The organism is Nonomuraea sp. NPDC048881 (assembly GCF_040649795.1).
In the GTDB taxonomy this organism is placed as follows: Bacteria; Actinomycetota; Actinomycetes; order Streptosporangiales; family Streptosporangiaceae; genus Nonomuraea.
The window spans coordinates 1,078,457-1,101,388 of record NZ_JBEZGC010000001.1 but is presented as its reverse complement, the minus strand read 5'-3'; the positions used below and the strand labels follow the sequence as shown (position 1 = coordinate 1,101,388).

General features: G+C 68.8%; 19 protein-coding genes. 3 read left to right on the top strand and 16 right to left on the bottom strand.

From position 1 onward, the window contains the following. Positions 1-86: 86 nt before the first annotated feature. Positions 87-1,187 (bottom strand): 23S rRNA (adenine(2503)-C(2))-methyltransferase RlmN, encoded by a 1,101-nt coding sequence (rlmN, locus tag AB0C33_RS05215; RefSeq protein WP_352350343.1) that lies wholly within the window; start codon positions 1,185-1,187, stop codon positions 87-89. A 153-nt stretch (positions 1,188-1,340) separates the two neighbouring features. Here rlmN and AB0C33_RS05210 point away from each other — a divergent pair, with 153 nt between their 5' ends. Continuing rightward, a complete protein-coding gene (locus AB0C33_RS05210; protein WP_358283771.1) occupies positions 1,341-2,363 on the top strand; it encodes a suppressor of fused domain protein in 1,023 nt (340 codons plus the stop codon). On the opposite strand, the gene AB0C33_RS05205 is transcribed toward AB0C33_RS05210, so the two are convergent. From AB0C33_RS05205 to AB0C33_RS05180, 6 genes are all read right to left on the bottom strand, one after another. Further along, positions 2,343-3,182, bottom strand: a complete 840-nt coding sequence (locus tag AB0C33_RS05205) for a phosphatidate cytidylyltransferase (protein ID WP_352323802.1) — start codon at positions 3,180-3,182, stop codon at positions 2,343-2,345. The two genes, AB0C33_RS05210 and AB0C33_RS05205, sit on opposite strands and share 21 nt — an antisense overlap. A gap of 57 nt (positions 3,183-3,239) precedes the next feature. Continuing rightward, positions 3,240-3,797: a ribosome recycling factor gene (gene frr, locus AB0C33_RS05200; RefSeq protein ID WP_352350337.1), complete on the bottom strand. Its 558-nt coding sequence runs from the start codon at positions 3,795-3,797 to the stop codon at positions 3,240-3,242. Between the two features lie 43 nt (positions 3,798-3,840). After that, the gene (gene pyrH, locus AB0C33_RS05195) at positions 3,841-4,539 is read right to left on the bottom strand and encodes a UMP kinase (protein WP_221762026.1); all 699 of its coding nucleotides are present in this window, start codon (positions 4,537-4,539) and stop codon (positions 3,841-3,843) included. Between the two features lie 145 nt (positions 4,540-4,684). Beyond that, entirely contained in the window at positions 4,685-5,518 is an 834-nt protein-coding gene (gene tsf / locus AB0C33_RS05190; protein WP_352323799.1) for a translation elongation factor Ts, read from the bottom strand. An 839-nt stretch (positions 5,519-6,357) separates the two neighbouring features. Next, positions 6,358-7,293, bottom strand: coding sequence for a 30S ribosomal protein S2 (gene rpsB / locus AB0C33_RS05185; protein ID WP_358283769.1), 936 nt, complete (start codon positions 7,291-7,293; stop codon positions 6,358-6,360). 242 nt (positions 7,294-7,535) lie between these two features. Beyond that, complete coding sequence (locus tag AB0C33_RS05180) at positions 7,536-8,150, bottom strand: winged helix-turn-helix domain-containing protein (RefSeq protein ID WP_358283767.1); 615 nt, start codon at positions 8,148-8,150, stop codon at positions 7,536-7,538. Between the two features lie 154 nt (positions 8,151-8,304). Between AB0C33_RS05180 and AB0C33_RS05175 the strand changes: the two genes are divergently transcribed. Beyond that, complete coding sequence (locus tag AB0C33_RS05175) at positions 8,305-9,627, top strand: MFS transporter (RefSeq protein ID WP_358283765.1); 1,323 nt, start codon at positions 8,305-8,307, stop codon at positions 9,625-9,627. Positions 9,628-10,129: 502 nt separating this feature from the next. Here AB0C33_RS05175 and AB0C33_RS05170 read toward each other — a convergent pair. Continuing rightward, positions 10,130-11,368 carry a GNAT family N-acetyltransferase gene (locus tag AB0C33_RS05170; protein WP_358283763.1) on the bottom strand — a complete coding sequence of 413 codons (1,239 nt, stop codon included), beginning with the start codon at positions 11,366-11,368 and terminating at the stop codon, positions 10,130-10,132. A 175-nt stretch (positions 11,369-11,543) separates the two neighbouring features. On the opposite strand from AB0C33_RS05170, the gene AB0C33_RS05165 reads away from it, so the two are divergent. Further along, positions 11,544-12,998, top strand: a complete 1,455-nt coding sequence (locus tag AB0C33_RS05165; protein ID WP_358283760.1) for a M23 family metallopeptidase — start codon at positions 11,544-11,546, stop codon at positions 12,996-12,998. Positions 12,999-14,616: 1,618 nt separating this feature from the next. On the opposite strand, the gene AB0C33_RS05160 is transcribed toward AB0C33_RS05165, so the two are convergent. From AB0C33_RS05160 to lepB (AB0C33_RS05125), 8 genes are all read right to left on the bottom strand, one after another. Beyond that, complete coding sequence (locus AB0C33_RS05160; protein ID WP_358283924.1) at positions 14,617-15,501, bottom strand: tyrosine recombinase XerC; 885 nt, start codon at positions 15,499-15,501, stop codon at positions 14,617-14,619. A gap of 462 nt (positions 15,502-15,963) precedes the next feature. Further along, positions 15,964-17,217, bottom strand: a complete 1,254-nt coding sequence (dprA, locus tag AB0C33_RS05155; RefSeq protein ID WP_358283758.1) for a DNA-processing protein DprA — start codon at positions 17,215-17,217, stop codon at positions 15,964-15,966. A gap of 91 nt (positions 17,218-17,308) precedes the next feature. Further along, complete coding sequence (locus AB0C33_RS05150) at positions 17,309-18,850, bottom strand: YifB family Mg chelatase-like AAA ATPase (RefSeq protein WP_358283756.1); 1,542 nt, start codon at positions 18,848-18,850, stop codon at positions 17,309-17,311. Next, positions 18,851-19,204 (bottom strand): YraN family protein, encoded by a 354-nt coding sequence (locus AB0C33_RS05145; protein ID WP_352350319.1) that lies wholly within the window; start codon positions 19,202-19,204, stop codon positions 18,851-18,853. 1,132 nt (positions 19,205-20,336) lie between these two features. After that, positions 20,337-20,660, bottom strand: coding sequence for a DUF2469 domain-containing protein (locus tag AB0C33_RS05140; RefSeq protein ID WP_026215037.1), 324 nt, complete (start codon positions 20,658-20,660; stop codon positions 20,337-20,339). Positions 20,661-20,699: 39 nt separating this feature from the next. Further along, positions 20,700-21,368 (bottom strand): ribonuclease HII, encoded by a 669-nt coding sequence (locus tag AB0C33_RS05135; RefSeq protein WP_358283754.1) that lies wholly within the window; start codon positions 21,366-21,368, stop codon positions 20,700-20,702. 50 nt (positions 21,369-21,418) lie between these two features. Further along, positions 21,419-22,015 carry a signal peptidase I gene (gene lepB, locus AB0C33_RS05130; protein ID WP_358283752.1) on the bottom strand — a complete coding sequence of 199 codons (597 nt, stop codon included), beginning with the start codon at positions 22,013-22,015 and terminating at the stop codon, positions 21,419-21,421. Beyond that, positions 22,015-22,872 (bottom strand): signal peptidase I, encoded by an 858-nt coding sequence (lepB, locus tag AB0C33_RS05125; RefSeq protein WP_358283749.1) that lies wholly within the window; start codon positions 22,870-22,872, stop codon positions 22,015-22,017. The genes lepB (AB0C33_RS05130) and lepB (AB0C33_RS05125) overlap by 1 nt, the downstream gene beginning before the upstream one ends. Positions 22,873-22,932: the final 60 nt, after the last annotated feature.

Sequence of the window (22,932 nt, the reverse complement as noted above, 5' to 3'; positions counted from 1 at the left end):
GCCGGCCGCCCTGCTCGGCGGCCACCGGTCGGGGCCGGTCGCTTGCTCGAAGAGGGCCGGCTGCTACCCGCTCGGGCCGGGGCCGGTTACTCGGCCGCGGCGAGCTGACCGCAGGCGCCGTCGATCTCGCGGCCCCGGGTGTCGCGCACGGTCACCGGCACCCCGTGGAACTCCAGCCGGCGCACGAACGCCCGCTCGTCCTCCGGCCGGGAGGCCGTCCACTTGGAGCCGGGCGTGGGGTTGAGCGGGATCAGGTTGACGTGCACGAGCTTGTTCCTGACCAGCTTGCCGAGCAGGTCGGCCCGCCACTCCTGGTCGTTGACGTCCTTGATCAGGGCGTACTCGATGGAGATGCGGCGCTTGGTCTTGGCCGCGTACGACCAGGCCGCGTCGAGGACCTCGGCCACCTTCCAGCGCGTGTTGATCGGAACGAGCGTGTCGCGCAGCTCGTCGTCGGGCGCGTGCAGCGACAGCGCGAGCGTGACCGGCAGCCCCTCGTCGGCGAGCTTGCCGATGGCGGGCACCAGCCCCACGGTGGAGACCGTGACCCCGCGCGCGGAGATGCCGAGACCGTGCGGCGCGGGCTCGACCATGCGGCGCACGGCGCCGATCACCTGCTTGTAGTTGGCCAGCGGCTCGCCCATGCCCATGAAGACGATGTTGCTCACCCGGCCGGGACCGCCCGGCACCTCGCCCGCCGCCAGCGCACGGGCGCCGGAGACCACCTGCTCGACGATCTCGGCGGTGGACATGTTCCGGGTCAGGCCCGCCTGTCCGGTGGCGCAGAACGGGCAGTTCATGCCACAACCGGCCTGCGACGACACGCACATCGTGACCCTCTCGGGATAGCGCATGAGCACCGACTCGACCAGCGCGCCGTCGAACAGCCGCCACAGGGTCTTGCGGGTCGTGCCGCCGTCGGTGGTCAGCTCCTTGACCGGCGTGAGCAGCGTCGGCAGCAGCGCCGACAGCTTGTCGCGGGCCGCCGCGGACAGATCGGTCATCTCGGCGACGTCGGCGGTGTGGCGCTCGAAGTAGTGGCGCGAGAGCTGGTCGGCGCGGAACGCCTTCTCCCCCAGCTCGGTGACCGCGGCCCGGCGCTCGGCCATGGACAGGTCCGCCAGGTGCCGCGCGGGCTTGGCCCGTCGCGGTGCGACGAAGGTGAGCTGGCCTGGCTGCTGGGACACGTTCCTGCCTTTGCTTGGGGGACTTCCGGGACTCTGCTTGGGACTTCCGGGATTTCTCACCGGCCAGGTTAGTGAACGCCGGCCGCGGAGGAGGCATTCCTGATCACGGTACGGCTCGCGTCAGGGTCACCGCCCGATCTACAGTCATCTCGTATGGCGATTTTCCGGTCGGCATCTGGCGAGGGTGGCACCGAGGTCGTCCTCGCCGCCGGTAACCCCTACGGCAGCCGCACGCTCGTGGTCGAGCGGGACGAGGACTCCTCGGTAGCTTACCTGTGCTCGCCGGAGGGCGCCGTCCACGGAGCGGTCTGGCTGGCCAACCACCGGCCGGCCCCGGCCGTGGTCGACCTGGCCCGGATCAACTCCGGCCTGCCCCCGCTGATGCCGAGGGGCAACACGACGCACCCCGAGGGGCGCAGGCCGCTCGGCCAGTTGTCCGCCCTGTGGTTCGAGGAGGGCGACGGCGTCGCCCTCTACGAGGACGACGACCTGCTCGCGGTCATCCCCGGCTGGGCCGACATGAGCAGGGGCATGCCCGGCTACGCCCGTGACGCCGTGGGCGAGTCGCCGTTCGCGTGGGCGCTGTCGGAGGCGCTGGAGGGGCTGCGGCCGCGTATCTCCAATGCCACGTCCTACTGGCGCTGGCGGCACGGCGAGGGGTCGTGGCCGTCGTTCCAGCAGTTCGTCATGGGCCATCTGGACCGGGTGCTCGGCCCGGCCGGCCGCTACTGGGACGCCAGCGGCGAGCGCCTGCCGACCGTCGGCATCACCGAACGGCCGCCCTACGCGGGCCGCGAGCCGACCGTGCTGTCCACGGTGGGGATGAGCTGCCAGCGCATGCCGACGGTCGAGCAGTGGATCGACCGCCCCGACGCCTACGCCCGGATCGAGCTGGCCGTGGCCACCCACGACGACCCCAGGGACGCGGCGCTGCTGCTGGTGTGGCTGGCCCAGTATCCGTGGCACTCGGTGACCTGGCTCGGCCACGGGCACACGGCCAAGTGGTACCACGAGCCCTCGACGTTCCCGCTGGGGCCGCAGTACTCGGGGGTGCTCATGCGGGCCGACCCACCCGACATGCCTGACATGTCGGGGTTCGCGTTCGGCGGGGAGGCCGTACGGTGGTTGTGGCTCACGCCCGTCACGACGGAGGCGTTAGAGGAACAGCGTCAGTAGCAACCAGACCGGCACCAGCGTGGTCACCAGCGAGTCGAGGCGGTCCATCAGGCCGCCGTGCCCCGGCAGGATCGTGCCGAGGTCCTTGATGCCGAGGTCCCGCTTGATCATCGACTCGATGAGGTCGCCCACGGTCGCCAGCAGCGCCGCCAGCGCCCCGATCAGCGCGCCCAGCCAGAGCGGGCCGTCCAGCAGCCAGGTCACCAGCCAGCCGCCGACCAGCGTGCAGGCGATCACCGACCCGGCGAAACCCTCCCAGGTCTTCTTCGGGCTGATGACCGTCATCTTGTGCCTGCCGAACAGCACACCCGCGACGTATCCGCCGATGTCGCTGGCCACGGTCACCGCGATGAAGATCAGCACCCGGTCGCGGCCGTCGTGCGGCGCCAGCAGCAACGCCGCGAACGCCGCCAGCATCGCCGGGTAGAACAACGTGAACACCGAGGCGGTGCCGTCGCGCACGTAGCCGTCGGTGCCGTCGCTGAACATCCGCCAGACCAGCAGCACGAACGCGAACACCGCGAACGTCCCCAGCAGCCAGAACGGCCCGCCCCAGTACGCCCCGGCCTGCATCGCCACCAGCCCCGCGAGCACGGGCACGGCCGGGACCTTGATCCCGCGCGTGGCGAACGCCTTGGTCAGCTCCAGCACGCCCACGCCGACGCACACCACGATCACCAGGAGGAAGAGCTCCTTGATCGTGTAGAGGGTACCGAGGACCAGCGCACCCAGCCCCACACCCACCGCGATCGCGGCCGGCAGGTTCCTTCCGGTACGGCTGCCGCCGTCCGGGCCGGTGCCGGCCGTACGTTCTTCCACAGACACTCTCCATAGCCACGGCCCCCGCCTTCCGGCGAGGGCCGCGAGGCGTGCCGCTCAGACTTCGAGCAGCTCGGCTTCCTTGTGCTTGAGCAGCTCGTCGATCTTGGCGACGTGCTTCTGGGTGAGGTCGTCGAGTTCCTTCTCCGCGCGACGGACCTCGTCCTCGCCCGCCTCGCCGTCCTTGATCATCTTGTCGAGGGCCTCCTTGGCCGTACGACGGATGTTCCGGATCGACACCTTGGCGTGCTCGCCCTTGTTCTTGGCGACCTTGATGTACTCCTTGCGGCGCTCCTCGGACAGCTCCGGGAAGGTCACGCGGATCACGTCGCCGGTGTTGGTCGGGTTGACGCCGAGGTCGGAGTCGCGGATGGCCTTCTCGATCGCGCCCATCGCGCTCTTGTCGAAGGGCTGGATGATGACCATGCGCGCCTCGGGCAGGTGGAACGAGGCCAACTGCTGCACCGGAGTCGGAGTGCCGTAGTACTCCGCATTGATCTTGTTGAACATCGCGGGGGTGACCCGGCCGGTCCGGATGGTCGCGAAGTCTTCCTTCGCGACCGAGACGGCCTTGTCCATCTTTTCCTCGGCTTCGAGGAGGGTTTCGTCGATCACAGCGGCTCCCTGTCTACTAGCTGGCGGTGTCGGGCTAGCTCCCTCATTTGCCTGCGGGACTCACCAGCGTGCCGATTTTCTCACCGCGTACCGCTCGCAGGATGTTGCCCTCGCCCATCAGGTCGAAGACCACGATCGGCAGATCGTTGTCCTTGCACAGGCTGATCGCGGTCGCGTCCATGACCGCGAGGTCGCGCAGCAGCACCTCGCCGTAGTCAAGATGGTCGAACCGGACCGCGTCGGGGTTCTTGCGCGGGTCGGAGTCGTAGATCCCGTCGACCTGCGTGCCCTTGAGCAGCGCCTCGGCGCCGATCTCCAGGGCCCGCTGCGACGCCGCGGTGTCGGTGGAGAAGTACGGCGAGCCGAGACCCGCCCCGAAGATGACCACGCGGCCCTTCTCCAGGTGCCTGATCGCGCGGCGCGGCAGGAAGGGCTCGGCGACCTGCTGCATGGTGATGGCGGTCTGGACGCGGGTCTCGACGCCGCGCCGCTCCAGGAAGTCCTGGAGCGCCAGACAGTTGATCACCGTGCCGAGCATGCCCATGTAGTCGGCCCTGGCGCGGTCGATGCCGCCCTGGGACAGGGTGGCGCCGCGGAACATGTTCCCCCCGCCGACCACGACCGCGACCTGCACGCCCTCGCGCACGGCCTCGGTGATCGAGTCGGCCAGGTGGTCGACGACGCCCGGGTCGATGCCCAGCGGGTCGTCTCCGGCGAACGCCTCGCCTGACAGCTTCAACATCACCCGCTTCCACCTCAGTGGACCCTGCGGGCTGGGTGATGAGGAAGCCGCCGTCCGTGTGGATTCGTGGGCTGACTCCCGGTGGTCCTGCACGGCGGCGGCCTCCTTCATTGGGTGGAACTCTGGGCTGGCAGTTCGCTCAAGCCTAAGCCTGGCCGACCTTGAATCGGACGAAGGCGAGCACCTCGACGCCGTTCTCCTCGGCGTACTTGCCCACGCTCTTCTTGTTGTCCTTCACGAAGGCCTGCTGGACCAGGGTGAAGTCCTTGTACCAGCCGTTGACGCGACCCTCGACGATCTTGCCGATGGCGGCCTCGGGCTTGCCCTCCTCGCGGGTCATCTCCTCGAAGAGCTTGCGCTCCTTCTCGACGACCTCGGCGGGGACGGACTCGGCCTTGAGGTACTGCGGGGCCATCGCCGCGGCGTGCTGGGCGATGTCCTTGGCGACCTCGGCGTTCGGCTTGTCGAGCTGCACGAGCACGCCGACCGCCGGCGGCAGCGCCGGGTCCGTCTTGTGCATGTACGAGCCGATGTAGCCGCCCTCAAGCACGGCGAAGCGGCGGATCTCGATCTTCTCACCGAGCGCGGCGTTGGCCTCGTCCAGGTGCTCCTTGACGGTCTTGCCGTCGAAGGAGGAGTCGAGCAGCGTCGCCACGTCGGCGGGCTTGCTCGCCAGGATGTGGGCGACCACACCGGCGGCCAGCTCCTGGAAGCGCTCGCCCTTGGCCACGAAGTCGGTCTCGCAGTTGAGCTCGAGAAGAGCGGCGGAGGAGTCGCTGTCCTGCTGGAGCGCGACGAGGCCGTTGGAGGCCGTACGGGCCTCGCGCTTGCCCACGTCCTTGGCGCCCTTGAGGCGCAGGAGCTCGATGGCGCGGTCGAAGTCGCCTTCGGACTCCTCAAGCGCCTTCTTGCAGTCCATCATGCCGGCAGCGGTGATCTCGCGAAGCCGCTTGACGTCGGCCATGTTCACGGAAGCCATTGCTCTTATTCCTTGTGGGATTTCGTCGTCGTCGTGGATCGGAGTGGACGCCCTGGGCGCCCGCCCCTGGTCGGTGCGGCAGGCGCGCGCCGCACCAGGGCCTTGTCGTGCGCGGGTCGTGCGTTCTGCCTCGGTCGTGCGCGGTCTTGCCCGGGTCTTGCACGGTCTCAAGCGGTGGCGCCGGGTCGTGCCGGCTGGGCTTCCGCCCGGCCCTTTTGGCCTTCACCTGACTGGCCCGGCTTTCGCCTGGCCCGTCCGGCTGCCTCCGGAACCTTCGCTCGTACCTGGGCTTGGTCTGGGCTCGGGCCTCGTCCGGCCGGGGCGCGGACTCCGCTCGGGCCCGGGCTTTCGCCCAGGTCTCCGCTCAGCAGGACGGGCTCCGCCGGTGGAGCTCCGCTCCGCCTCGCTCGGCATACTGCCCAGCCAGGCTCGGCTTATCGCTCCGGCCCGATGGTCATCCACCTCGGCTCATCGCCTCGGCTTCCGACGCCCGGCCCCGACTTACCGCCCGAACCTGATCGCCACCCTGCCTAGGCTCTCGCCTCAGCCAGATCGCCACCCTGCCTTGACTTATCGCCTCGGCAGGGTGCCGTCCTGTCCGGCTTGCCGTCCCGGCTCGGCCGTTTGCCCAGTCGAGACGCGTACCTTGCCCTACCAAGCCTCAGCCCGCACAGGACCTCGGCCTTGCCCTTCACAACCTCGGCCCGCGCAGGACCTCGGTTCCGCTCACCCTCTATCGGCCGGCTGCCCGCCCCGCACCGCGGTCGATGACGACCTGCGGCGCGGAGCCGGCGCCTGTACCGTGCCCGGCCTCACGAACCGGGCGCGGCGGCCGTGTCTCAGGCCTGCGGCTCGGACTCGGGGGTCGCGTCGGCAGCCGGAGCGGCCTCGGCGGCGGGCGCCTCCTCGGCCGGAGCCTCGGCAGCGGGGGCCTCGGCAGCGGGGGCCTCCTCGGCGGCGGCCTCCGGAGCAGCCTCAGGGGCGCCCTCGGCGGCCTGACCCTGGCCCTGCTCGATGAGCTCGCGCTCCCACTCGGCCAGCGGCTCGGCGGCGGCCGGCTTCTCGTCACCGCGGGCGGCGCCGGAGCGAGCCATCAGACCGGCGGCGACACCGTCGGCGACGACCCTGGTGAGCAGGCCGACGGCGCGGATGGCGTCGTCGTTGCCCGGGATCGGGTAGTCGACCTCGTCGGGGTCGCAGTTGGTGTCGAGGATCGCGACGACCGGGATGCCAAGCTTCTTGGCCTCGCTGATCGCGATGTGCTCCTTCTTCGTGTCCACGACCCACACCGCGCTGGGCACGCGGCCCATGTCACGGATGCCGCCGAGCGTGCGCTCGAGCTTGTCCTTCTCGCGACGGCGCATGAGGAGCTCCTTCTTGGTGAGCCCCGAGCCGGCGACGTTGTCGAAGTCGAGCTCCTCGAGCTCCTTCAGACGCTGAAGCCTCTTGTGCACGGTGGAGAAGTTGGTGAGCATGCCGCCCAGCCAGCGCTGGTTCACGTACGGCATGCCGACCCGCGCGGCCTGCTCGGAGATGGCCTCCTGAGCCTGCTTCTTGGTGCCGATGAACAGGATCGTGCCGCCGTGGGCGACGGTCTCCTTGACGAAGTCGTAGGCACGGTCGATGTACGACAGCGACTTCTGCAGGTCGATGATGTAGATGCCGTTGCGCTCGGTGAAGATGAAGCGCTTCATCTTCGGGTTCCACCGGCGGGTCTGGTGGCCGAAGTGAACGCCGCTCTCGAGCAGCTGTCGCATGGTGACGACGGGGGCCATGTGATGGTCCTCCAGGTCTGGGCGCCCTGCGGATGGGCGCAGTTCTCGGTTGTGCCGCGGCAGCGCGTTGTCTACCGCCCTGATGCCCCAAAACCGCTCCAGCCGGGCCGGGGCCCGGACCGAGGGTGCGGTCCGCAACGGGGCATGCGAAGTCGGCCTGTTGCCACAGGCCATCGAAAAGTCTACCTCCCACACCGCCCCAGGCTGACCGTCGGAGGTCAAACCGACATACCGGGTACGGCTCACCCCACATCGTGGTCCTCCGTGGGCAACCCGGGCGACGTCCTGGGGGCGACCGGGAAGAGGTTGATCTGCGCCTCCGCGATCCTGGCGCCGCTCGGCGCGTCCTCCTGGCTGCGCTGGTGGGCGATGTACGGCTCCAGGAGCTTCTCGATCTCCACGCTCAGCCGTCCCAGCTCGCTCGCGTCGACCCTGATCCGGGTGCGGCTGAAGCGCGTCGCGTCGCGCCATTCGTCAGTGTCGTGCTCGGTCCTGGCCAGGGCCCGGTCGGCCTCGTCGCCGGCCTCCTTGCGGAACGCCTTGATCAACAGGGTTTTGGCGTCTCGGACCTCCGGCTGGTCGTCCGGAAGCACTCCCACGCTGAACGGCTTGTGCGTCGATCTCCACAGCCGTTCGCGTCCGTCACCTCTGGGCGGGGCGTCCTCGACGAAGCCGTACTTGGCCAGCATGCGCAGGTGATAGCTGGCGGCGCTGGGCGTGATCCCCGCGATCTCGGCCACCTCGGTCGCGGTGGCGCTGTCCTGCACGCCGAGCCGGTTGAGGATCAACAGCCTCGCCGGGTGAGCCAGCGCCCGCATCATCTTGGGATCGCTGAGCCCCTCCATGTCCTGCGTCATGTGCCAAAGGTACCCGGCGGGAGATGTGAAGCATTCCCTTTACAACTCTGAAGGGATCCCTTCATACTTATGAAGTCTTCCTTTCACATCTCTCCCCACCCGTCCGACCGGCCCCCCTTCAGCTCCCCCCGAACTCGCCACCGGAGACCCCAGCATGGACACGACGCCCCCACTCCCCCTCCGCAAACAGCGCGACTACCGCCTGCTGTGGAGCGCCCGCACGATCTCGATCACCGGCTCGGAGGTCTCCAAGCTGGCCGTCCCGCTGACCGCCATCACGCTGCTGACCGCCTCACCCGCCGAGATGGGGCTGCTGACCGCCGCCGCGCCGCTGCCCGCCCTGCTGTTCGGCCTCCAGTCGGGCGCCATCGCCGACCGTCTCACCCGGCACCGCCCGCTGATGATCGCCTGCGAACTCGTCTCCTGCGCCGCCGCCGCCACCGTCCCGCTGGCCTGGCTGCTCGGCGTCCTCACCGTGCCCTGGCTGATCATCGTGGCCCTGGTCATCGGTACGGCCGGCGTCATCTTCAAATCCGCCAACTTCCCCTACATAGCCGCGGTCGTGGACCCGTCGCAGCGCACCGAGGCCATGGCGGGCTTCCATGCCTCGTACTCGGTGGCCTCCGTGAGCGGCCCCGGCCTGGCCGGCATCCTGGTCCAGACGCTCACCGCGCCGTTCGCCGTACTGGCCGAGGCGCTGTCGTTCCTCGCCTCCGCCATCCTGCTCCGCTCGATCCGCACCCCGGAGCACAACGAGCCCACCCGCTCGTCCAGCATGTGGCACGACATCGTCGAGGGCCTGCGAACCAGCCTCACCCACCCCACGCTCCGAGCCGTCCTGGGCGCCGGCGTGACGATCAACTTCTTCGCCATGGCGTACATCGCCGTCTACATGCTCTACATGGTCAACACGCTCGACATCCCCAAGGGAATGATCGGCTTCCTCACGGCGCTGAGCGGCGCGGGCGGTCTCCTGGGCGCCTGGCTCACCTCCCGCCTGTCCAAGCGCTACGGCGAGAACCGCATCCTGCTCGTCTCGGTCCTGTTCTTCCCGCTGGACATCCTCGCCGTCGGCCTCCTGACCGGCCCCCTCTGGGTCAAGCTCACCGTCCTCGGCCTGACGGGCGTCATGACCGGCGTCATCGTGGTCGCCTTCGCCACCTGCATGGGCGTGATCACTCTCCGCGACGCCCCCGCCGCCCTCCGAGGCCGCGTGAACGCCACCATGACCTTCGCCGTACAGGGCGTCCTGGCCGTCGGCGGCCTGGTGGGCGGCGTACTGGCCGAGTTCATGGGCCTGCGCCCGGTCATCCTTCTCAGCGCGGCGGGCATCGCCCTGAGCAGCCTCTGGATTTGGCTCTCCCCCCTACGTCCCAACCGCCCTCAGAGCTCCCACACCCCACCCGCGCCCCCTCACAACCCCAGCCCCCAGACACTGAAGAACCTGATCGAATCCAAGCGCCACTCAGTCATCTAGCCACCTCCACTCCCCCAGATCCCCCACTTCGCCCGTACGGACCCCACTACGTCTCGCTCCCGCCGCCGCTGCTCCCTCTCCGCCCCTTGCCATCTCGCCAACCGCACGTACACCCACGGCGCCTGCACCGGTCGTACGGCACACAGCCAGAGCCCTCGCCCTCACGGCCTACAACGCCCCTCCCACGGTCAGTGCCTTCACCTCCCGGCGTCGGCGGTTACCGTCACTGAGGGCGGCCCGTTGCCTGGGCACAGCCTTTCTCCAGCTCTTGGCGCAACTTTGGATCGATCGCCACACCAGCCGCATGGTGGTGACGCAATGGTGTGACCCATGCTGACCAGGCAGAGACCGACCTGCCCTGCGCCAGCGCACTTCATCAACGTCCTGAAGCCACCTTGAGCCGTCACCGCCGGAAGCGGCCATCAATGGCCGCCCAGGAGCGCCGCGGCACTCGGCCCTCAAGCTCCGCCGAACAGCGACCTGAAGCCGGGACGGGACGGGCCTAATACGGCAGGTAGTAGCTGAGCAGATCCGCGGTGAGCGGCGGGAAGAGCGCCTGGAACAGCTCTTCCTCTCCGGTGTAGACGTCGGGCCGGATGCGGGTCAGCCTCTCGATCCCGTGCGGGCCGAACAACAGGGCGGGCAGGTGGTCGGGTGCCACTCCGACGCCCTTCACGGATCCAGGTCTCTGCATCGGGCCGCCTGTGACGACCTCGCCGAGGCCATCGGCGCCGACGGGGATCCGGTAATGGGCGCCGAAGGTGGAGATGACGATGTCATCGCCGGTGCGGTCCGTCCCCTCTGCGGTGAGGCGCTGCCAGAGCAGCGGCCGGAGCCGGTCGAGCAACACCGCGACGTCCGGAATGCGCACGTAGTACTGCTCCGCCTGCTTCCGCGGTTCGTGGTCGAGGAACTCCTGCCAGGCGGTGGCAGTCACGGATCCGGCCCGACGGACGACCTTCAGCTCACTCGCGGGGAACTGGGCGACGACGGCACTGAGCAGGTCGCGGGCCGCGGCCTCGTTGGCGGCGGCAGCCTCGGCCAGCAGCACCTCGTCGTCGTCGGGAGGCGTGGTGCGTCCAGTGGCGATGACGGTGCCGGCGCGCTCCAGGACCCAGGAGGTGCTCGCCTGGTGGTCCAGCAACCATCGCCAGCATGCCGCCGAGTGCGGCATGGCCACGTCGAACCGGTCCTGAGCCATGTCCTGCAGAGCTGCCATGGCGGGAATGTCGGCGGGCCGGGCGACGCGGAGTGCGGGCGTGCCCTCACCGGCCGGGAGCGTGTGCACGGTCAGCGCCGACGGTATGTCGATGGCGTACTCGTAGCCGAACAGCCGGTAGAAGTACGGGATCCCGATCATCACCTGAACGACGTGACCACGGGCGGCGGAGCGGTCGTGAGCCCATCGCATGAGCGCCCGTACGAGTCCGCGTCCTTCGTATTCGCGGTCGGTGGCGACCAGTTCGGCCTGGCCGGCGGGTAGGCGGATGCCGCCGACGCGCACTTCCTCGTCAAGGAGCGTCGCGGTGGACACGACCCGTTCTCCATCCACGACCACGGCGCAGGCGGACCAGCCGACCTCCGGGTCCGAGACGACCAGCCGGTGGTCGAGGGCGTCGGCCGAGTCGCCACGTTCGGTGAGCAGCGCGCTGATCTGGTCGAGGTCCGCCGGCCGTGCCTGCCGCAGAACGAGGCCGTCGGCCAGCGGGACGGGTGCGGGGGACGCTGCGGTCGGGCTCACGGTGGGACTCTTGCATCGCCCGGATGACCTCGCCCATTGGATTTCCACTCGGGCGGGCGGGCGGCGGGCTCGGCACAGGGCAGGTTGTCCACAGGAGGCTCCCCACCGCTTCCTGTATCCACAGAATCCCGCTCGCCTCGACCGCCACGGGCCGCTCCCGGCAAGACTCCCCGCCATGCCCCCTCGCCCACCCCTCCCCGCCCTGTCCCCTCGCTCAGCACCCCTCCCCGCCCTGTCCCCTTGCTCAGCACCGCCACCGCCGAGACCACGCACGCAGAACGTGGGCCGCCGTGCCGTGATCTCCCTGGTCGTGCTCACAACAGCGATCACGCTCACGACCATCGCCACCCCGGCTCCGCTGGCGAAGGCCGCCCCACCCGCCTGGCGCTGGCCACTCGACGGCAGCCCCCGCGTCCTGCGCCGCTTCGCCCCGCCCTTGGCTCCTTGGCTTGCCGGACACCGCGGCATCGACCTGGCCGCCTCCGCCGACACCCCCGTCCTGGCCGCGGGCTCAGGCACCGTCCGCTACGCAGGCCCAGTAGGCGGAAGGGGAGTCGTCACCATCGACCACCCAGGCGGCCTCCGAACGACGTACCTGCCGATCAGCGCATCGGTGAAGCAGGGTGAGCCGATCACGATGGGCAGCCGTCTGGGAGTCGTACAAGCCGAACACGGCCATTGCCAGGAGTCATGCCTGCACTGGGGCCTGATCCAAAGCGCCCGCTACCTGGACCCTCTTCTCCTCCTGGGCCACGCCCCCATCCGCCTCCTCCCCATCTGGCCCAAGGCCGCCCCACCGCAGACCACCCCACCCCTGCTCCCTCCAGCCCCCAAAACACCCTCCGAAGCACCCTTTATCTATCCCTCCAAGCCTTCCGAAGCGCCCGATGCCGTCCCCGTCGAGCCCTCCGACGCACCCCTTGCCGTCCCCCTTGAGCACTCCGAAGCCCCGCTTGACGTCTCATCCAACCCCTCGAAGGCGTTCGCAGGCAGCACCTCAACCCCACCCGCCCTCCCCCTGCTCACCAAGGTGTCCGCCGCTTTCCACCGCCCGAACCCGCCCCTGCTTCCGCACCTGAACCCGCCTGCTCCGCTCGCACGGAGCCTGCTCCCCAATGCCCCCGTGCCTCCTCCGCCCCTGCTCCTCGTCCCTCTCCCCCCGTCCCTGCTCACAGTTCTCGCACACCGCGACTCATCCGCGAACCAACACAACGCGCTCCCAGCCCCCTACTCCACCGTCCCGCAGGCACTTGGCCTCACCGCAGAGCCGACCCCCGAGACCCCGCTCATCACCCCTGCGGTCACCTCCTCACGCCCGGAGATGCGTTCCAGCGACCTCCCCCGCCGCAACCAATCAGCCAGAACTCCCGAGCAGCGGCATGACTCAACTCACGCCTCTTCCAGATCCCTTGCAACCGTCCTCCGCCTCCTGACACATGCGGCATCGCTGCCAGCAGCCCCAGCGATCGGACTGGGCACCCTCCTCGGCGCCGCCCTCCTGATCACGGCCCTACGCCGCCGCCGACGCCCCCACAAGAAGCACCACGGCTCAAGAAGCGGCCAACACCGCAAACCCCCAACAGAAGGGCTCCACAGACGCCCCACCCCACCCTCACGACGCTCCTCCTGACCCCCTCAAAGACTCACTCTTCAAGCCCTAAACCCGACACCTGCCAAGAACCTCCAAGCTCACAACGAGACCCCCACAACGGCCACCCGCATCAATCCAGAAATGCCTTCAAGGCAACCAAGATGCCCATCCATTCACCGCCGCTGGATGAACACGACCGTCAAATCTCATCGGGAAACGCGTGCGCCCTTGATCCGGACCAAACCCCAACTAATAAGAGCGCCTTGTTCGCCCTCCGGCCTCGCGGCCCAGCCGCCGTCCGCCGCCTCCGTAGCCATCGGCCGTAGCCATCGGCCGTCGCCATTCCCCCACCGCCGTCCGGCCACCGCCGTCCGCCCACCACCCACCGCCGACGCCCGACACCGACACCGACACCGACACCGACACCGACACCGACCAACCGTCTCTGAACTCTCCGCCCTTCGCGCTTCTTGCTCTTCGCGCCCTCTGCTCCTCTGCGCCCCTCACCGCCGAACCAGGCACCGAAGTACGGTGCACCAGGACCGCACTGCCAAGTTGCGGCCTACGTCGAGCGCACGGCACCTGCGCCGTGCGTGGTTGTGGTTGGTTGCCTGTAGCGGCACAGGCCACCAACGCCATGTGAATGGCGACCACTCATTTCTTGGCCGCCGTAGGTCAGCCCAGTCGCCACATGGCCGCCGCTCCCCTGTAGCAAGACGCTTCTATGCGCCGTAGGGGGAGCTCGTCAGCAGGGGACCGAACAAACCCGGGACTCACTTGGGCGAGGGCTGGCCCCACGCCGGAGCCCGTACCCCAGGGGGGCGGCGTTCACCCGGACGGTGACTAGACCCGCGCCGGAACCTGCGCCCCAGTGGGCGGCGTTCACCCGGACGGTAGCTAGACCCACGCCGGAGCCCTCCCTGGGGCGGGGACTCATCCAAGCGGCGGCTAGACCGACCCGCGCTGAAGCCCCCGCCCCCTGCTGGGGTGAGAGACTCCCAGGCTGTGGCTGGCCCCTGATGGGAGACCATGCCCGCGAATACTCCAACGCCGGAGTGGTTTCTTCCTCTACCGTCCGCGCCGCGTTCGTACGAGTCCTTCGTTCCCCGTTCCTCCTCGGAGGGGGCCAGGTACAGACGCGTCCTGCTGTGGGATGACGGCGCGTGATCTGGAACGTCCAGCAAGCCGGCGCCAGCCAGGAGTATCAGGTCCTCAACCAAGGCGCTGCACGTGACCCACACCTCCGCACCCACACCTCCGCGCGCTCGACTCCTGCGCGCCTATCCGGTAGAGCAACCGTCGTTAGATGGTCGCCACCGGTCTTTCGCTCCACCCCGTGAATCCAGCACTGCCTGCGCGGCAGGAACATGCTCCTCGCGTCATTGCCTCTCGCCCCTTCGCATCCCTCGCGCATTGACGGCACTGCCGTGTCGTCGCGCCGTCGGGTTCTCTGGCCGACGTCGCTACAGGTCTTGGGTCGTGGCGTCGGTGTGGGAACTGCGCAGCACGCCCGAACGCGTCGTGCTGCGCCGCCTGGCGGCGGGCTCGGCCGGGCCCGATGCCTGCGTGGACGCTTGGTTCGACGTCTCATGGCCCTTGCCGCTCAGCCGGGGAGCGAGGGGTGGGTGAGAGAGGCAATGGCGTGCCGGTGTCTGTGTCAGGCGCGGGGGTGGGCTTGGCGATATGCGGTGCGGAGGCGGTCGATCGAGACGTGGGTGTAGATCTGGGTTGTGTTGAGGGAGGCGTGACCGAGTAGTTCCTGGACGCTACGCAGGTCTGCGCCCCCTTCGAGCAGGTGGGTTGCGGCGGTGTGCCGCAGTCCGTGTGGGCCCATGTCGGGGGCGCCCTCGGTCTGGGCCAGCCGCGCGTGCACCACCCGTCGTACGGTGCCGGCGTCGATCCGGCCACCACGGACACCGAGGAAGAGGGCCGGCCCGGAGCGTTCCCGAACCCAGATGGGACGCCCGTTGATGCACCATCGGTCCAGAGCTCGAAGCGCTGGCAGCCCGAACGGCACGGAACGCTCCTTTCGTCCCTTGCCCAGGACCCTGATGACATGCCGGTCCCGGTCCACGTCATCGACGTCGAGCGCGCAGAGCTCACCCACCCGCACACCCGTGGCGTAGAGGAGTTCCAGGAGCGCCTGGTCTCGAAGGTCTTTGGGATCGCCGGTGGACTGGGGCGCGCTCAGGACGGTCTGGGCCTGCTCCTGGTCGAGCACGGCAGGCAAGGGACGGGGCGCCTTTGCGCTGCCCAACAACAGGCCGGGGTCGGCGGCCAGCCAACCCCGGCGGTGACAGTACGCGGTGAAGGTACGGACGCAGGCCGTTCTGCGGGCCAGCGTGGCTCTTGCCTTGCCTGCGCTGTGCTGGTCGGCCAGCCAGCCTCTCAGCTCGCTGATGTCCAGGCCGTCAAGCCGTCCATGGAGGTGGTCGAGGAGGGCGGTGATGTCGGAGAGATAAGCGCGCACTGTATGTGGGGAAAGGTCTCGCTCGAACCGCAAATACCTCTCGAACTCAGCAAGCACTTCGTCGGCATTCACGTCACGGTTCAAACCGGAGTTCAGGCCACGATCCAGGTCCGCGTTCACGTGGGGGTTCGGGTCCGCGTTCACATCGGGGTTCAGGCCGGCGTTCACGTCGGGGTTCAGGTCGGGATTTGGGGCGCGGTTCAGGCTGTCGTTCAGGTCGTTGTTCAAGGCTTCACCTATTGTCCGCACGAACATTCGCCACTTGTGTACTGCTGTGCCGCCCGATGCCTCGGGCTCGCCATGGGAGCGGTGTGCAGCTCAACCGCCCGAGCGTCCGTCCGAGCGGCCGAGCACGGCACGGCACGGCGCGGACGTCGGCTGCGGCTTGGTTGCGCATCGCATTGCCCACATGTCAGTCATTTTCGATCGCCTACATGCCCTCTTCCTTCACCATCTCACCCGATGCACTCGCCCCTTGGTTCATGGTGGCTGTCACATCGGCGGTGCTGCATGCCCCTACGTCGCAAAGGTTGGTCAGGTAAAGGGTGCGAGTTCGTCGGGGTGGGGCGGGGGTGGGGTGTCGTCTTCTGCAGGTGGCGGAGGGTCTGTGGCTGGGGCTTCGTTGGCCGGGGGTGGGGTCAGGGCCATGGTTTCGGGGGCTTTCGGGTAGCTGGATGTGGTTTTGCGGAGGCGCCAGCCGCCGCCCGCTCGTTCTATGTATCCGGCTGCGGCCAAACCGCCCAGGGCGCTCAGTGTGATGTCCATGCTGACGCCTGCTGAGACCGCTATCGAGGCTGGACCGGCGCCGCCGCGGGTGGGGATGGCGTCCAGGACTCTCTTGGTGGATTCGCTGAGACCGTCGCGGGGGACGATGGGCGTTCGGGTCTGCGGGGCCAGGTCGTCGCCCATGACGCCGACTAGTTCGATCATTTCCTCCGGAGTGGTGACACAGACCGCCTTGCGTTCGCGCAGGAGTTTGTGGCAGCCGGCCGACAACGCGGACGTGGTGGGCCCGGGCACTGCCCCCAGGTGACGGTTGAGAGTGAGCGCGTGGCCGGCGGTGTTCAGGGCACCGCTGCGGAGGGCTGCCTCCACGACGGCCGTGCCTCTGGTCAGGGCGGCGATGAGGCGGTTCCTGATCAGGAACCGGGCGCGGGTGGGATGGACGCCGGGCGGGCATTCGCTCATCACGACGCCCTGCTCGCGGACCTGGGCGAAGAGCTCCTGATGGCCGCTCGGGTAGCAGATGTCCACTCCGCAGGCGAGAACGACCACCGTGGGTGAGCCGGCCAGCAGGGCGCCCTTGTGGGCCGCGCCGTCCACCCCGTAGGCGCCGCCGGAGACGACGGACCAGCCCGCTTCGCTGAGGCCGATGCCGAAGTCGGCCGCGATGTGCAGGCCGTACTGGGTGGCGGCTCGGGCTCCTACGACGGCCACGGACTGCAGGCAGGCGAAGCGGAGATCGGCCGTGCCGTGCAACCAGAGGCCCAGGGGGCGGCTCGGGCCGAGATGGTCCAGTTGCGTGGGCCATTCGGGGTCGCCTGGGACGATCAGCCTGGCCCCGTACTTCTCGCCGGCCTCCAGATCGGCGGCGGGCTTCGACGCAGCCAGGCGGAGGAACCAGGCGTTCAGCCGACCCGACAGGTCACACGGACGTTCCTGCCGGGACTCCTGGGCGGTGAAGGCCGGTGGAAGTGCGCGCTCGCGGATCGCCTCCACCGCTCCGGAGGCACCGAGGTGCGCCACCAGGCGGCCCATGGCCGTGTCGCCCACGTCGGCGGCTCGCATGAGGGCCGCACGTGCCTCATGCTCTGGACTAATCACGGGGACCTCCTGGTGATCTTCATGGGCGGGTTCGTGTGCAGGCGGACGGCCGGGGTCACGGTTGTACTCCGAGCCAGAAGCCGAGGGCTGCGGTGGTCTCGTCTTCATCTGGGCGGTCCTTGCCGGCGAGGTCGGCGAGGGTCCAGGCGACGCGCAGCGTGCGGTCGAGGCCGCGGGCGGTGAGGGAGCCCGAGTCGAGGCAGGAGGTCATGGGCTTCATCGCCGCATCGGACGGACGCAAGTCGGAGTGGAGGACGGATGAGGGGATCTCGGCGTTCGTCCGCCAGGGGGTGCGGGCCAGGCGTTTGACGGCGCGCTCGCGGGCCAGCAGGACGCGTTCGGCCACTGTTTCGCTGGATTCGACGAAGTGGCGGTCGGCCAGGAGCTCGCGTCTGGACGAACGGGCGACCGTGACCTTCATGTCGATGCGGTCGAGGAGGGGCCCGGACAGCCGGCCCAGATATCGACGTCTTGTGGTGAGCGAGCAGCGGCAGGTCGCGCCGGCCTGGTCGTCGGCCTGGGCGCAGGGGCACGGGTTGGCGGCAAGCACCAGCATGAACCGGGCGGGGAACGTCACCGACGCCGCGGATCTGGACACCGTGACGCGCCCCGACTCCAGCGGTTGCCGCAACGAGTCGAGGACGTGACGAGGGAACTCGGGGGCCTCGTCCATGAACAGCAGGCCCCTGTGCGCGAGGGAGACCGCTCCCGGACGGACGACCGTGCTGCCACCACCGATGATGGCGGCCGCCGTCGCCGTGTGGTGGGGGCTGACGAACGGCGGACGGTTGATCATGGGACTGTCGGGCGGCAGCAACCCCGCGACGGAGTGGATGGCCGTGACCTCCAGGGCGTGGTCGAGCTCCAGGTCCGGCAGGAGGGTGGGAAGGCGTTCGGCCAGCAGGGTCTTGCCGGTGCCGGGCGGGCCCACCATCCACAGGTTGTGGCCGCCTGCGGCGCACACCTCCAACGCTCGGCGGGCCACGGGCTGGCCGACGACGTCCGCCAGGTCGACGGCGGGCTGGGCCACGGGCTTGGGCGTGTCGACGCGGCCAGCGACCTCGGGTTCGGGTGGCTTGTCGCCTTTGCGTAGCCACTCGACCAGCTGGCGCAGGTGAGCCACCGGGACCACGTTCACGTCGGGGACCAGGCCCGCTTCCCCCGAATTCTCCGACGGGACGATGATCGTGGCGTCTTCGTGCGCCGCAGCGGCGCCGAGGATGGACGGGAGCACTCCGCGCACGGGCCTGATGCGGCCGTCGAGGCCGAGCTCGCCCAGGAAGAAGGGCTCGGCGATGCGCTCCGCCGGGACGACTCCTGCGGCTCCCAGGATGGCCATGGCGATGGCGAGGTCGAACTGGGATCCGCGCTTGGGGAGGCTGGCGGGGAAGAGGCTGACGGTGATGCGGGCGTCCGGCCAGGGGTAACTGCTGTTGACCACAGCGGATCGCACCCGGTCGCGGGCCTCGCTGAGCGCCGTGTCGGGCAGACCGATGAGGTGAATGCCGGCCAGGCCGTTGCCCACGTCGGCCTCGACCTCGACGCTGCGGCCGCTCACACCGACCAGCGCGACGCTGCGGGTGCGGGCCACGGCCATCTAGATCGCCCCCCGTATGTGGCGCAGGGCGAAGTTGCCCGCGAAGCGCTCAAGGGCGATCACGTCTATGCGTACGGCTTCGAAGGACCGGGACTGCGCCGACAGCCATTTGGCGGCCAGCATGCGGAGCCGCGCCAGTTTGGTGTGGTTCACGGATTCCAGGGCTGTGCCATGGGATCTGCTCGATCTGGTCTTGACCTCGACGACCACCAGGACCTGACCGTCCAGGGCGATGATGTCGATCTCGCCGCGACGGCAGCGCCAGTTGCGTTCGAGGATCGTCATTCCCTTGGCTTCGAGGTAGATCGCGGCCAGGTGCTCGCCTTCTTTGCCGAGCTCGTCTTTCGGGGCCATGGGGGGCGTCCCTTCGTCCGTCGTCGGTGCTGTGTTCGGTCACCGACCTTGGCGGATGGCGGGGAGATCAGACGGAGGCGAACGGGATTCTGGGGATAGCGGGGAGAGCTGGGCGGCGGCTTGTGGATAACTCCACGCAACCGAGGCTCGTTGCCGGGCCATCGAGGGGCGTCATCTGTGCATCCATGCCGGGATGACGGAACAGGTCAGAGCGTTGTGTGATCAGGAGCGGTGTGACCGTCCTGCCCGAGGCGGCTCGCCCATGGCACGACAGTCGGCCACTGCACAGCGCAGGGGCGGCGGAGGCGCACCATGAGCCCTATGGCCTTACGGCCCTCCGCGGCCCCTGAAGCGATGCGGACGGCTGGCGGCGACGGTGTAGGTAGGACGCGGTACCCATCCCACGAGGCGGCACATGCCGGGCAGCACGTAGGAGGAGGCGGGTGAGCACTGGCAGAGGGCGGCAGCGCGTGGCCGGGAGGCGGGTGAGCACTGGCAGAGGGCGGCAGCGTGTAGCGGGAGGCGGGCAGACGCCCGCATCGTGGGCCAGATGGCGCTCATCTTGAGCCGGCTGCCAACGCTCATCGCAGGCCAGGCGTCGCTACCCTGAGCTGGCTGATGCTTCCGCCTGCCCGGCGACCCTCACCTTGCGCTCGGCGACGACCATCGCAAGCCGGATGACGCCCCAGCACGCGCTGATGGCATCCAGCGTGTGCCCGCAGCGCTCAGCGTGTGCCCGCAGCGCTCAGCGTGTGCCCGCAGCGCTCAGCGTGTCCCGGCAGGGAGCCCAACGTGTCCCGACAGGGCCCAGCAAGCACCCGGCGGGCGCCACAGCGCGGAGCAGGTCACCAGCATGCAGGATGCGGTACTCAGCATGCTTGCAGGCATGCGTCGTGCAAGGCATCGATCCGATGAGGTCAGCGTTGGTCAACCAGTAACGAGACTTCCTGGGACCAATAGCCGCCAGAGCGATGAGTGCCCCGATGAGGCGTGGCAGCAGCAGCGTCACGCGCAACACCAGAACCCTGGAACTCCCGGAGCGAGCACAAGCTCAACCGAGCCGACACGCCGCCGGACGCACCAGCAACACCCGCCGCCCCACCGGCCCCCGCCTCGACGGCGCCCCTTCGACCTACCCCGAGAACCCTTCCTTGGGCATCTCCAGGTCGGCCTTGGCCAGCTCTTCCACGTTCACATCCTTGAACGTGACCACCCGCACGTTCTTCACGAACCGCGCCGGCCGGTACATGTCCCACACCCAGGCGTCCTGCATCTTCACATCGAAGAAGACGTCGCCGTTCTCCGCCGTACGGACGTCGAGGTCGACCGAGTTGGTCAGGTAGAACCGACGCTCAGTCTCCACGACGTATGTGAACAAACCGACGACATCACGGTATTCGCGGTAAAGCTGCAGCTCCATCTCGGTTTCGTATTTTTCGAGATCCTCTGCGCTCATCGCGGTCCTCCTGTCGTACCGGTCCCCCGGTTCGCCTGCTCAGGCAACCCCGGCCCCCATCTCATTTTCACCCATCCCCCTGGCCACCGTGACGAAGGAGTAACGGTGTTCGGGGCACGGGCCATGTCTCTCCAGTGCCAAACGGTGTCCTGGCGTGACATACCCCTTGTGCTCGGCAAAACCGTACTGAGGGAACCTTCGATCCAGCTCGACCATGAGGCGGTCCCTCGTCACCTTGGCCACGATCGACGCGGCCGCCACGCAGGCGGCCACCTGATCCCCCTTCCACACCGCCAGGGACGGCGCGGGCATTCCGGGCACCGGGAAGCCGTCCGTGAGGATGTACTCCGGATCACATGGCAACTGCGCCACAGCCCGCCGCATTCCGGAGATGTTGCTCCTGTGCAGCCCCCGGGCGTCGATCTCGGCGGCCGGGATCACCACGACGCCCACGTGGGCGGTGGCGACGACGCGGTCGTACAGGCGCTCGCGCACCGGCGGGGACAGCACCTTGGAGTCACCGAGACCGTCGATCTCCCTGCGCAGGGCGACGGCCGCGACGACCAGCGGCCCGGCGCAGGCGCCGCGGCCCGCCTCGTCGACGCCCGCGATCGGGGTCAGCCCACGGCGGGCCAGCGCCCGCTCGTAGGCGTAGAGTCCGGAATCGCGCCGGACGACGCTCGGTCGAGGGCGGAACGCAACTGTCATGACACTCGAAGCGTACGCCCCATTCGCCGCAAACCGCGACCGAAAGCCCCTTACTTGACCTTGTCGAAAGTCTCGGGCGTGGAGAACAGGTAGCCGCGCGACAGCGGCCAGTAGCGGACGACCGCCTTGCCGATCACGTCGTCGACGGAGATGAAGCCGCCGCCGGGCTCGTCCATGTGGGCCCGCGAATCCGCCGAGGCGGTGCGGTGGTCGCCCATCAGCCACAGTTTGCCGGTCGGGACGGTGACGCTGAACTTGTCGCCGCCGCCGAAGTCGCCAGGGTAGAGGTAGGACTCCTCGTCGAGCGGCGTGCCGTTGACGCTGATGCGGTGCTTGGAGTCGCAGCACACCACCTTGTCGCCGCCGACGCCGATGACCCGCTTGATGGTGTCCTCGCCGGTGCGCCAGCCCTTGAAGACCACGATGTCGCCGCGCTCGGGATCGCCCGCCAGCTTGTTGACGAAGACCCGGTCGTTGATGAGCAGGGTGTTCTCCATCGACTCCGACGGGATGTAGAACGACCCGATCACGAACGCCTGGAGCAACAACGCGATGCCCACGCCGAGCACCAGCAGCAGGACGGTCTCCCGGAAGCCGCCCTTTTTCTTCTCTTTGGCCACGCCCTCCGCCTTCTTGGTGACGGCCATCAGCGCTTCCTCCCCAACCGGCGCCGACGAACCAGGACCAAGGGTACGGCCAGCCCGAACCCGGCCACCAGCGGTACGGCCCCTCCGAGTGCCTGGAGCGCGGGCTGCGCGAAGGTGTCGGGTATGGACAACACGCCCGCCCGGTTGAACGGCCAGACGATCACGAAGGCCCGGCCGATGACCTGACCTTCGGGGATCGAGCCGCCGCCCTGGTCGCCGGTGTGCGAGCGGGAGTCGAGCGAGACGGAACGGTGGTCGCCCATCACCCACAGCCGCCCAGGCGGCACGGTGATGTCGAAGAACCGGTCGGACGGCACATTGCCCGGATAGAGGTAGCTCTCCTCGTCGATGGCCGTGCCGTTGACCGTGATGCGCCCCTTGGAGTCGCAGCACTTGACGTGGTCGCCGCCCACGCCGATGACCCGCTTGATGTAGTCCTTCTCGCCGGGGACGACGCCGAAGGCCGTGCCGACCCAGCGGAAGAAGCCCGCGATCGGGTTGGACGGCTCCTCGACCTCGAACTCGCCGTCCCAGGAGTCGACGCCGGAGAAGACGACCACGTCGCCGCGCTCGATGTCACGGGTGTGGTAGACGAGCTTGTTGACCAGGACCCTGTCGTTCTTGAGCAGGGTGTTCTCCATGGACTCCGACGGAATGTAGAAGGCCTGGATCACGAACGTCTTGATGATCAGGGCCAGCACGAGGGCCACAACGACAAGTACGGGGAGTTCTTTCCAGAACGACCCCTTCTTCTCCTTGTCGCCCTTTGCCGGCTTCTGAGTCTCTTCGGCGACCACGTCCACCTCGTCCTCGACAGGGCGGCGCGAAGCGCCGTACTCCTGGTCTTCGCTTGTCATCGCTGACGAGCCTAGATGATGGAACGGCTCGACAAGCCTCGACCGACGTTACACCCACGC

What these genes read in the sequence shown, in the direction of transcription:
- dprA (WP_358283758.1), bottom strand. Translation starts at nt 17,217, where the DNA reads ATGCGAGCCGCCGACGTGGGCGACACGGCCATGGGCCGCCTGGTGGCG.
- lepB (WP_358283752.1), bottom strand. Translation starts at nt 22,015, where the DNA reads ATGGCCGTCACCAAGAAGGCGGAGGGCGTGGCCAAAGAGAAGAAAAAG.
- AB0C33_RS05180 (WP_358283767.1), bottom strand. Translation starts at nt 8,150, where the DNA reads ATGACGCAGGACATGGAGGGGCTCAGCGATCCCAAGATGATGCGGGCG.
- pyrH (WP_221762026.1), bottom strand. Translation starts at nt 4,539, where the DNA reads ATGTTGAAGCTGTCAGGCGAGGCGTTCGCCGGAGACGACCCGCTGGGC.
- AB0C33_RS05140 (WP_026215037.1), bottom strand. Translation starts at nt 20,660, where the DNA reads ATGAGCGCAGAGGATCTCGAAAAATACGAAACCGAGATGGAGCTGCAG.
- AB0C33_RS05150 (WP_358283756.1), bottom strand. Translation starts at nt 18,850, where the DNA reads ATGGCCGTGGCCCGCACCCGCAGCGTCGCGCTGGTCGGTGTGAGCGGC.
- AB0C33_RS05210 (WP_358283771.1), top strand. Translation starts at nt 1,341, where the DNA reads ATGGCGATTTTCCGGTCGGCATCTGGCGAGGGTGGCACCGAGGTCGTC.
- rpsB (WP_358283769.1), bottom strand. Translation starts at nt 7,293, where the DNA reads ATGGCCCCCGTCGTCACCATGCGACAGCTGCTCGAGAGCGGCGTTCAC.
- AB0C33_RS05165 (WP_358283760.1), top strand. Translation starts at nt 11,544, where the DNA reads ATGCCCCCTCGCCCACCCCTCCCCGCCCTGTCCCCTCGCTCAGCACCC.
- tsf (WP_352323799.1), bottom strand. Translation starts at nt 5,518, where the DNA reads ATGGCTTCCGTGAACATGGCCGACGTCAAGCGGCTTCGCGAGATCACC.
- lepB (WP_358283749.1), bottom strand. Translation starts at nt 22,872, where the DNA reads ATGACAAGCGAAGACCAGGAGTACGGCGCTTCGCGCCGCCCTGTCGAG.
- AB0C33_RS05175 (WP_358283765.1), top strand. Translation starts at nt 8,305, where the DNA reads ATGGACACGACGCCCCCACTCCCCCTCCGCAAACAGCGCGACTACCGC.
- AB0C33_RS05135 (WP_358283754.1), bottom strand. Translation starts at nt 21,368, where the DNA reads ATGACAGTTGCGTTCCGCCCTCGACCGAGCGTCGTCCGGCGCGATTCC.
- AB0C33_RS05145 (WP_352350319.1), bottom strand. Translation starts at nt 19,204, where the DNA reads ATGGCCCCGAAAGACGAGCTCGGCAAAGAAGGCGAGCACCTGGCCGCG.